3 protein-coding genes are annotated in these 3788 nt (G+C 59.1%); 2 read left to right on the top strand and 1 reads right to left on the bottom strand.

Annotation, left to right across the window (positions count from 1 at the left end; genetic code table 11):
- On the top strand, positions 1-457 hold a 457-nt coding region (locus RQ738_RS13315), incomplete at its 5' end, for a GGDEF domain-containing protein (RefSeq protein ID WP_314165794.1).
- On the top strand, positions 441-2402 hold the full coding sequence (locus tag RQ738_RS13310; RefSeq protein WP_314165793.1) for a hydantoinase/oxoprolinase family protein: 1962 nt from the start codon (positions 441-443) through the stop codon (positions 2400-2402). The genes RQ738_RS13315 and RQ738_RS13310, both read left to right, overlap by 17 nt.
- Positions 2403-2404: 2 nt before the next feature.
- On the opposite strand, the gene RQ738_RS13305 is transcribed toward RQ738_RS13310, so the two are convergent.
- A complete protein-coding gene (locus tag RQ738_RS13305) occupies positions 2405-3634 on the bottom strand; it encodes an EAL and HDOD domain-containing protein (protein ID WP_314165792.1) in 1230 nt (409 codons plus the stop codon).
- Between the last annotated feature and the right edge of the window lie 154 nt (positions 3635-3788).

Below are 3788 nucleotides of genomic sequence, written 5' to 3'. Positions count from 1 at the left end.
CACCTTGGCGGACTGGATCTTTATCCTGATGGTGTTATACGGTAAATCTTACCCACCACATCTGGGGAAGAGCCAAAAGATTAATGATACCTATGGCCATCTGGCGGGCGACGAGGTCTTGCGCCAGGTCAGTCGTTGCCTTGAAGACGCGGTGCGCGAATTCGATACGGTCAGCCGCTATGGCGGTGAGGAATTCATGATTATCCTCAGCAAGGCCTGCCCGAATACCGCAAAACGGGTGGCAGAACGTATCCGGATGCGCGTCAAGAAGGCCCGGATTGAGTATGGCGGGCATGTGTTATCCGTCACCATCAGCCAGGGCATTGCCGTGGTTGCAAAGGACGATACGGTCAACAACCTGTTGCAGCGTGCCGATGTGGCCCTCTACCTGGCGAAGATGCAGGGCCGGGATCGGATCGTGCTGAGTGAGAACGAGTCGCATGCTGCTGGGTGTTGATACGGGCGGGACCTTTACCGATTTTGTGGTTCTGGATGAACAGGGCTTAAGGGTACACAAGGTACTGTCCACGCCGCAGGCGCCCGAACAGGCCATCCTGCAGGGCGTACAGGCGCTCGGGCTGAGCCTTGATGACGGCCTGCGGGTGGTGCATGGATCGACCGTCGCGACCAATGCCGTGCTGGAAGGCAAGGGTGTGCGCACGGCCTATATCACCAACACGGGCCTGGCGGATGTGTTGAGTATCGGCCGCCAGGCGCGGCGCGAACTCTATAACCTGCAGCCCGTCGCCGCGGCATTGCCGGTTGAACGCGAACTGTGTCTCGAGGTCCCGCAACGTTTGAGTGCCGAGGGGGACGTGCTGCAGGCGCTGGATGACGCGGGGCTTGCGCAACTACGGCAACAACTGCTGTCGCTGGCACCTGACGCGGTGGCTATTAACCTGCTGTTTTCCTTCCTTGATGATACAGCCGAGCGCGCCGTCGAGGCGGTCGTGCCCGAGGGCATGTTTGTCTCGCGTTCCTCCCACATTCTTCCCGAATACCGTGAATATGAACGCGGCATGACCACATGGTTGAATGCTTATGTTGGCCCGCTGGTGCAGGGCTATCTGGAGCGCCTGCAGGAAGGCCTGGCACCAGCCACGCTGTCGGTGATGCAGAGTGCTGGTGGCACCATTGATGCGGCACAGGCCGGCCAGCAGGCGGTACACCTGTTGTTGTCCGGCCCGGCCGGCGGTCTGGCCGGGGCGCGCTTTATGGGACGGGCCTGTGCCCGCGAACGCTTGCTGACCTTTGACATGGGCGGGACGTCAACCGATGTCGCCCTGATCGATGGTGACCTGCGGCTCACCAGCCAGGGCGAGATCGCCGGTTACCCGGTGTCGGTACCGATGGTCGATATGCATACAATCGGCGCCGGTGGCGGTTCGGTTGCCAGCGTCGATGCCGGCGGGCTGTTGCAGGTCGGGCCGACGTCGGCGGGTGCCGCACCGGGGCCGGCCTGCTATGGACGGGGTGGCGAACGGGCCACCGTGACCGATGCCAACCTGGTCCTCGGGCGGCTACGTGCGGATGCCTTCCTCGGTGGTGAGATGCCGCTGGACGTGGCGGCGGCCGTCAGGGCAGTGGGGCGGATCGCCGAGGCCCTCGAGACAACAGTCGAGGCCGCCGCGGAAGGCATTTTGCGTGTCGCCAACGAGCACATGGCACGTGCCTTGCGCGTGATTTCGGTACAACGAGGTGTGGACCCGCGCGACTTCACGCTCATGTCATTTGGCGGCGCGGGGGGGGTGCATGTCTGTGCCCTGGCTGAAGCACTCGGAATGCGCGAGGCGCTGGTGCCGGTACATGGCGGGGTTCTGTCTGCCCTGGGAATGTTGGCGGCACCGCGGGCGCGGCAATTGTCGCGAACCCTGAATGGCCGCCTGACCGAGATCGCCACGGAGGTAATTGACGCGCATATTCAGGAATTGGTCGGGCAGGGTCGGCAGTCACTGTTGGCCGAAGGTGTGCCCGAAACCGATTTGCAGATCGATGCCGCCGTTGACCTGTGTTATCGCGGTCAGTCCTATACCTTCACGGTTGCCTGGCAGGGCCATGCACGCAGCAGCGAAGCCTTCCATGCCGCGCACAAGGATCGATATGGCCACCGGCTGGATCTGCCCGTGGAACTGGTCAATGTGCGCGTCGGTTTGCGCGGCCCCGAGCCCGAGCCCGTCCTGCAAGCACTTGAAGCCTCAGGCGCGGCCCTGGCGAGTAATCAGGTAGCTGTATTCGGGGAAGCCGGGAGCGTGCCGGTTTATGCCCGCGAGACCCTCGCCGCGGGACAGGCGTTGCAAGGCCCTGGGCTGATAACGGAAACCGTGTCGACGACCTGGCTGGCCAGGGGCTGGCAGGCCAGCGTGCATAAGAGCGGCAGCCTGCTGCTCTCGAAAGAGGCTTGAGTTCAACTGCTGATCCGGGAAGTGATGGTGTCCGACCATGCCAGCGCGTCCAGGTAGGCCTGCCGCAAGGTATGCATTTCAAGCTTGAACGCATCCACTGCCTGCCAGTCACCCTTTTCATACAGGGTGACCAGGCGCAATAAATCGCCCAGCTTGCCCTCCTGCGCCAATAGTGCGGTAGTGACGTCAGTATCAAGGGGCAGTTGTTGCACCAGTTCGGTCAGGGGCTTGTCCAGCAACACATCCAGCATGGAAAACAGGCCAACGGTAAAGGCGGCATTTTCATTGCAGCCAAACGCTGCCGCCAGTTGCTCACACATTTTGGCCCGGGTCAGCGAGAGGTTAACCAGTTCGGCCGGCTTGTCATCGACCATGGAAAGGCCGATCACGGTCACCCAGCTTTTCAGCTGCTTCAGGCCGAGCACAATGAGAGCCTTTTTAATCGAATCGACCTTCGAGGTCATGCTGTAAAAAGGTGAATTGATGATTCGCAGGAGCTTGTAACTGATGGCGATGTCACGGCTGATAATCTGTTCCAGTTCGTCCATGTCACAATCCGGTGACTGCAGCTTGGCGATCATCTCCAGCAGGGCGAGGCGGTTTGCCGGTAAGTGCTTGCCGCTCATGACCCGGGGCTTGCAGAAGTAATAGCCCTGGAAATAGTCAAAGCCGAGTTGCCTGCACATTTCATACTCGGCCTCGGTTTCAATCTTCTCGGCGAGCAATTTGACGTCGAGTTTTTTGAAGATATGGACGTGCTTTTTCAGGGTTTCGCTGTCCATTGCCATGAGGTCGAGCTTGATAATATCGGCGTGCGGCAACAGGGCGCGGTTTTTCTCGTTGAGGACAAAATCATCCAGGGCGATGGTGAAGCCCTCGGTAGAGAGTTTCTGCACGGCGGCGAGCAGTGCATCATCAACCTCGACATCCTCAAGGATCTCGAGGACGATATTTTCGCTATGCAGCGGCAGCGGGATCTCGCCAAGCAAAAAATCGCGGGTCAGGTTGATAAAGGTCTGGCGGTTATTGGTGATGTGTTCGACGCCGATCTCGATGAAAGTGTTGATGATGACCTGCGAGGTGGCGTGGTTGCCGTCGATCACATTGGCGTGCGCGGTGTGACCGCTGCGAAACAGCAATTCATAACCATACACATTCAGTGCCTGGTCAAAGATCGGTTGACGACCGACGTAAACCTCGTTGCTCAGCGAACTCGTGGCAAGTGCAGACATACCCGGTTTGTTATCCCTCGAACTTCATTCCTTCAGGCATTATCGGCCAGGGCATCGCAAAACATAAGTAAACATTCATTTTTGGCTCTTCGGAAAAATTAGTGGGTAAAAATATAGCGAATTTGGAGCAATAGAGATAGTTTTCTGGAAATTG

It is taken from the genome of Sulfuriflexus sp. (assembly GCF_032250955.1).
In the GTDB taxonomy this organism is placed as follows: Bacteria; Pseudomonadota; Gammaproteobacteria; order AKS1; family AKS1; genus Sulfuriflexus.
This window is presented reverse-complemented; position numbering and strand designations above follow the sequence as displayed.

Excerpts from the sequence above, each read along its gene's own strand:
- RQ738_RS13310 (WP_314165793.1), top strand. The coding sequence starts at position 441 with ATGCTGCTGGGTGTTGATACGGGCGGGACCTTTACCGATTTTGTGGTT.
- RQ738_RS13305 (WP_314165792.1), bottom strand. The coding sequence starts at position 3,634 with ATGTCTGCACTTGCCACGAGTTCGCTGAGCAACGAGGTTTACGTCGGT.